Raw genomic sequence first — 6,029 nt, 5'->3', positions numbered from 1 at the left:
CGAGGCGCCGTGCCGGGCGCCGCGACGCGGTGAACCTTTCCGGTCACAGCACTAGATGCCCGCCGCGGACGCGAGGTCCTTCTTGATCGCGTCCAGGACTTCCTGGCCGCGGGTGCGGGCCGGGGCGAGGTCCGAGGCTTCCGCCACCGGGACCACCACCTCCAGGTAGCACTTCAGCTTCGGCTCCGTGCCCGACGGGCGCACGATGACCCGGGCCTTGTAGTCACCGTCCAGGTGGTAGCGCAGGCCGTCCGTCGGCGGGAGAGCCGCCGAACCGACCGCCAGGTCCTCCGCCGAGACCACCCGCAGCCCCGCCAGGGACGCCGGCGGCTGCGCGCGCAGCGCCGCCATCGCCGAGGCGATGACCGACAGGTCCGAGACGCGGACCGACAGCTGGTCCGTGGCGTGCAGCCCGTGGGCCATCGCCAGGTCGTCCAGCAGGTCGGTCAGGGTGCGGCCCTGCTCCTTCAGCTCCGAAGCCAGCTCCGCCACCAGCAGCGCGGCGGTGATGCCGTCCTTGTCGCGGACGCCCTCGGGGTCCACGCAGTAGCCGAGCGCCTCCTCGTAGCCGTAGCGCAGGCCCTCGACGCGGGAGATCCACTTGAAGCCCGTCAGGGTCTCCTCGTAGCCCACGCCCGCCGCCTGCGCGATCCGCCCGAGGAGGGAGGAGGAGACGATGGACTCCGCGAAGACGCCCTGCGCGCCCTTGTGCACCAGGTGCGCCGCCAGCAGCGCGCCGACCTCGTCGCCGCGCAGCATCCGCCAGCCCGAGGCGGCCGAGCCGTCCGGGACGGCCACCGCGCAGCGGTCCGCGTCCGGGTCGTTCGCGATCACGATGTCCGGGCCGACCTCCGCCGCCTTCGCGAAGGACAGGTCCATCGCACCCGGCTCCTCCGGGTTGGGGAAGGCCACCGTCGGGAAGGCCGGGTCCGGCTCGGCCTGCTCGGCGACGAGCACCGGCTCCGGGAAGCCGGCGCGGGCGAAGGCCGCCATGACGACGTCCTTGCCGACGCCGTGCAGGGCCGTGTAGACGGTCCGTACGCCCCGGGGGGATCCGGGGGTCAGGACGGCGTCCGTGCGCGTCAGGTAGGCCTCCAGGACCTCCTCGTCGAGCTGCAGCCAGCCGTCCGCCGGGCGGGGCACGTCCGCCAGGGCGCTGATCGCGTCGATCTGCGCCGCGATCTCCGCGTCCGACGGGGACACGATCTGCGAGCCGTCGCCGAGGTAGACCTTGTAGCCGTTGTCCCGGGGCGGGTTGTGGCTCGCGGTCACCTCGACGCCGGCGACGGCGCCCAGGTGCCGTATGGCGTACGCGAGGACGGGCGTCGGCAGCGGGCGGGGCAGGAGGGCCGCGCGCAGGCCGGCACCGGTCATCACGGCGGCGGTGTCGCGCGCGAAGTCCGCCGACTTGTAGCGCGCGTCGTAGCCGACGACGACCAGGCCGCCGGCGTGGCCCTGGGCCTTCAGGTAGGCCGCCAGACCCGCCGCGGCCCGGATGACCACGGCGCGGTTCATCCGCATCGGGCCCGCGCCGAGCTCGCCGCGCAGTCCGGCGGTGCCGAACTGGAGCATCCCGGAGAACCGGTCCGCGAGCTCGGCCGTGTCGCCGGCCGAGAGCAGCTTGCCGAGCTCGTCCGCCGTCTCCGGGTCAGGGTCCTCGGCCAGCCAGGCCTGGGCCCGGGTGATCAGATCGTCCTGTGCCTGTTCCTGCACTACTTCCGCCTTAGCTCTCGGGCTCTCGTACGTCGATCAGATGCGGGCGAGGACCTGCGTCAGCAGCGTGCCCATGCGCGCGGCCGAGTCGCGACCGGCCTGGAGCACCTCTTCGTGGTTCAGCGGCTCGCCGGACAGGCCCGCCGCCAGGTTGGTGACCAGGGAGATGCCGAGCACCTCCGCGCCGGCCTCGCGGGCGGCGATGGCCTCCAGCACGGTGGACATGCCGACCAGGTCGGCGCCCATGACGCGGATCATGTTGATCTCGGCCGGGGTCTCGTAGTGCGGGCCGGGGAACTGCACGTAGACGCCCTCTTCGAGGGACGGGTCGATCTCCTTGCACATCGCGCGCAGCTTCGGCGAGTACAGGTCGGTCAGGTCCACGAAGTTCGCGCCGACGATCGGGGAGGTGGCCGTCAGGTTCAGGTGGTCACTGATCAGGACGGGCTGGCCGGGCTTCATGCCCTCGCGCAGGCCGCCGCAGCCGTTGGTCAGGACGATGGTCTTGCAGCCGGCGGCGACCGCGGTACGGACACCGTGGGCGACGGCGGAGACGCCGCGGCCCTCGTAGTAGTGGGTCCGGCCGAGGAAGAGCAGCGCGCGCTTGTCGCCGATCTTGTACGAGCGGATCTTGCCGCCGTGGCCCTCTACTGCCGGGGGCGGGAAGCCGGGCAGCTCGGTGACCGGGAACTCGGCCTCGGGCGCGCCGAGCGCCTCCGCGGCGGGGGCCCAGCCGGAGCCCATCACGAGGGCGACATCGTGGGTCTCGGCGCCGGTCAGCTCGCGCAGTCGGGCGGCGGCGGCGTCGGCGGCGGCGAAGGGGTCGGTAACAGATGCGTTCACGCGGACGAGCGTAGCCGCTCAATCCCTACGCGCGTAGATGGCACAGCTCACGGTGTTCGGATCGTTGCCTTGTCGTTTCCGCCGAATCGTCCCCACGGGCGTTACGGGCCCGGCGAGAGGAGGTGTCAGCAGGGCCGCTTGCGGAGTTCCATCACGTAGTCGTGCGGCGCCCCCGCCGATTCGGCCGCGTCGGCGAGCTCGCCCAGGTAGCGCGCCGACGGCAGGCCGCCCTCGTAGCCGTTCAGGACGTACACCCAGGCGGCCTCCTCGCCGTCCAGGGTGTGCACCCGGATCCGCATGCGCCGGTAGATGTCCAGCCCGACGCCCTCCCAGCGGTCCATGGAGTCCTCGTCCAGCGGGGCGATGTCGTACAGGGCGACGAACACCTGGTGGCGGGGGGCTTCGACGATCGTGGCGAGTGCGCCTTCCCAGCCCATCTGCTCGCCGCCGAAGGTCAGCCGCCAGTCGTTGATCCAGCCCGTGCCGCGCAGCGGCGAATGCGGAGCGCGGCGCGTCATCAGCCGCGGGTCGAGGTTGCCGGCGTACGCGGCGTAGAGCGACATGAGGTCGAGGGTACGGGAGGGGCGCCGGTGCCCGCGTGCCCGGATGGCGGGACCGGGCGCGAAGCACCTTGATGCGTGCGGGACAATGGGGCACGGAATGCATCCCCCGGGGAGACCCCCCGGAACACCGGCCGGGGCGGCAGCCGACCGGGTAGACGTGAGGCGGACTTTTCGTGACCCGGATCGTGATCATCGGCGGCGGACCCGGCGGGTATGAGGCGGCCCTCGTGGGGGCCCAGCTCGGCGCGGAGGTGACGGTCGTCGACTGCGACGGCCTCGGAGGGGCCTCGGTCCTGACCGACTGCGTGCCCTCCAAGACTCTTATCGCGACCGCCGAGGTGATGACCACCTTCGACTCGTCCTACGAAGAGCTCGGCATCGTCGTCGCGGACGACACCCCGCACATCGAGCAGGCCGCGCGCGTCGTCGGCGTGGACCTCGGCAAGGTGAACCGGCGCGTCAAGCGCCTCGCGCTCGCCCAGTCCCACGACATCACCGCCTCCGTCACCCGGGCCGGCGCCCGTGTCGTACGCGGCCGCGGCAAGCTCGGCGGCCCGCAGGGCATCGACGGCACGCGCGACGTCATCGTCACGGCCGCCGACGGCTCCGAGACGATCCTGACCGCCGACGCGGTGCTGATCGCGACCGGCGGCCACCCCCGTGAGATCCCGGACGCGATGCCCGACGGCGAGCGCATCCTGAACTGGACGCAGGTCTACGACCTGGAGGAGCTCCCCGAGGAGCTCATCGTGGTCGGCTCCGGTGTGACCGGCGCCGAGTTCGCCGGCGCGTACCAGGCCCTGGGGTCCCGGGTGACCCTGGTCTCCTCCCGCGACCGCGTGCTGCCCGGCGAGGACCCGGACGCGGCCGCCGTGCTGGAGGACGTGTTCCGCCGCCGCGGCATGAACGTCATCGGGCGCTCGCGCGCCGAGTCCGCCAAGCGCGTCGGCGACCGGGTCGAGGTCACCCTCTCCGACGGGCGGGTCATCTCCGGTACGCACTGCCTGATGGCCGTCGGCGCCATCCCGAACACCAAGAACATGAACCTGGAGGAGTCCGGGGTCCGGCTCAAGGAGTCCGGGCACATCTGGACCGACAAGGTGTCGCGGACCTCGACGCCGGGCGTGTACGCCGCCGGTGACGTGACGGGCATCTTCGCCCTCGCCTCCGTCGCCGCCATGCAGGGCCGTATCGCGATGTACCACTTCCTGGGCGACGCGGTGGCCCCGCTGAACCTCAAGACGGTGTCCTCCAACGTCTTCACCGACCCGGAGATCGCCACCGTCGGTTACACGCAGGCCGACGTCGACTCCGGCAAGATCGACGCGCGGGTGGTCAAGCTCCCGCTGCTGCGCAACCCGCGCGCCAAGATGCAGGGCATCCGGGACGGCTTCGTGAAGATGTTCTGCCGTCCGGGCACCGGGATCGTGGTGGGTGGTGTGGTCGTTTCGCCGCGCGCGAGCGAGCTGATTCACCCGATCTCGATCGCCGTCGACAACAACCTGACGGTCGAGCAGATCGCAAACGCGTTCACCGTGTACCCCTCGCTGTCGGGATCGATCGCCGAGGTGGCGCGCCAGCTGCACACGCGGAAGGCCGCCGGGGAAGCCTGAGCCCGGCCAACCGCCGTGTTCCCCAAGGGCTTTGGGAGGGGGTGGCGGCTGGTGGTGTGAAGTTCACGCGACTGCCCGACCGCGTATACCACTAGTCGCCACACCTTATGGACAACTTCGGTATTCCGGCGCAAAGAGCTGAAAGCAGACGGTCGTTGGGGTTACTGTCAGTTTCGTGTTCGCTGCAGAACGTCGCCAATTGATCCTCGAAATGGTGCGGGCCAACGGAGCGGTATCGCTCCGGGAGCTCGCCCGCGTCGTCCAGACCTCCGAAGTGACCGTACGGCGGGACGTGCGGGCGCTGGAGGCCGAAGGACTCCTCGACCGCCGACACGGCGGTGCGGTATTGCCGGGCGGTTTCACGCGGGAGTCCGGCTTTCCGCAAAAGTCCCATCTCGCGACGGCGGAGAAGACCGCCATTGCCGATGTCGCGGCAGGCCTCGTCGAAGAGGGCGAAGCCGTCGTCGTCGGCGCGGGCACCACGACCCAGGAGCTGGCCCGCCGGCTCGCCCGGGTGCCCGGCCTGACCGTCGTCACCAACTCGCTGCTCGTCGCCCAGGCGCTGGCCCATGCCAACCGGGTGGAAGTGGTGATGACCGGCGGCACCCTGCGCGGGTCCAACTACGCCCTCGTGGGCAGCGGCGCCGAGCAGTCCCTGCAAGGGCTGCGGGTCTCCCGCGCCTTCCTGTCGGGCAGCGGACTGACCGCCGAGCGCGGGCTGTCCACGTCCAACATGCTCTCCGCGAGCGTGGACCGGGCGCTGGTACAGGCGGCGGCGGAGGTGGTGGTGCTGGCCGACCACACGAAGCTCGGGACGGACACGATGTTCCAGACCGTGCCGACCGACGTCATCACCCGCCTGGTGACCGACGAGCCGCCCGCGCACGACGACCGGGCGGCGACGGAACTCCAGGCGCTGGCCGATCAGGGCGTGCAGATCACCGTGGCCGGGTCGGCCGCCTCCGGCGGTGGCGAGGGGATGGTCGGGCGGCGGCCGCGCCGGGAGTCCCCGCTGCCGGTGCAACGGCGCGGCGGGCCGTCGGCCCAGCTGCGCACCGCCGGGTCGCCTGCGGCGATGCTGGAGCAGCAGGCCGGGGAGCGGGCACGGGTCGCGGACATGCGGCGGCGTTAGCCGTTGGTGCGCGCGGCGTGAAAGCCGAAACGCCGGGTGGGGCTTCGATCGCAGCCCCACCCGGGGTTTAGGGGTGGGGTAAGTCCTTGATCTCGCAGATAGTCGCGCCCGCCGTGAGGGTGGCGCCCACCTCGGCCGAGTGGCCGACGATCGTGCCCGAGCGGT

5 protein-coding genes are annotated in these 6,029 nt (G+C 71.9%); 2 read left to right on the top strand and 3 right to left on the bottom strand.

What is annotated here, in order from left to right; genetic code table 11:
* Positions 1-51 precede the first annotated feature (51 nt).
* The 3 genes from ACFWBF_RS36980 to ACFWBF_RS36970 all read right to left on the bottom strand — a co-directional run bounded on the left by ACFWBF_RS36980 (position 52) and on the right by ACFWBF_RS36970 (position 3,119).
* Entirely contained in the window at positions 52-1,713 is a 1,662-nt protein-coding gene (locus tag ACFWBF_RS36980) for a phospho-sugar mutase (protein ID WP_385609221.1), read from the bottom strand.
* A 36-nt stretch (positions 1,714-1,749) separates the two neighbouring features.
* Positions 1,750-2,556 carry a purine-nucleoside phosphorylase gene (locus ACFWBF_RS36975; RefSeq protein WP_385609220.1) on the bottom strand — a complete coding sequence of 269 codons (807 nt, stop codon included), beginning with the start codon at positions 2,554-2,556 and terminating at the stop codon, positions 1,750-1,752.
* Positions 2,557-2,681: 125 nt separating this feature from the next.
* On the bottom strand, positions 2,682-3,119 hold the full coding sequence (locus ACFWBF_RS36970; protein ID WP_385235004.1) for a gamma-glutamylcyclotransferase: 438 nt from the start codon (positions 3,117-3,119) through the stop codon (positions 2,682-2,684).
* Between the two features lie 173 nt (positions 3,120-3,292).
* On the opposite strand from ACFWBF_RS36970, the gene ACFWBF_RS36965 reads away from it, so the two are divergent.
* Both ACFWBF_RS36965 and ACFWBF_RS36960 read left to right on the top strand, forming a co-directional pair.
* Positions 3,293-4,732, top strand: coding sequence for an NAD(P)H-quinone dehydrogenase (locus ACFWBF_RS36965; RefSeq protein ID WP_385609219.1), 1,440 nt, complete (start codon positions 3,293-3,295; stop codon positions 4,730-4,732).
* Between the two features lie 175 nt (positions 4,733-4,907).
* Positions 4,908-5,864 (top strand): DeoR/GlpR family DNA-binding transcription regulator, encoded by a 957-nt coding sequence (locus ACFWBF_RS36960; RefSeq protein ID WP_385609218.1) that lies wholly within the window; start codon positions 4,908-4,910, stop codon positions 5,862-5,864.
* Positions 5,865-6,029 lie beyond the last annotated feature (165 nt).

Origin of the sequence: Streptomyces sp. NPDC060028, from assembly GCF_042736725.1 — a bacterium.
Classification (GTDB): Bacteria; Actinomycetota; Actinomycetes; order Streptomycetales; family Streptomycetaceae; genus Streptomyces.
The sequence above is the reverse complement of the archived record's forward strand: the minus strand, read 5'-3'. Positions and strand labels throughout refer to the sequence as shown.

Excerpts from the sequence above, each read along its gene's own strand:
- ACFWBF_RS36970 (WP_385235004.1), bottom strand. The coding sequence starts at position 3,119 with ATGTCGCTCTACGCCGCGTACGCCGGCAACCTCGACCCGCGGCTGATG.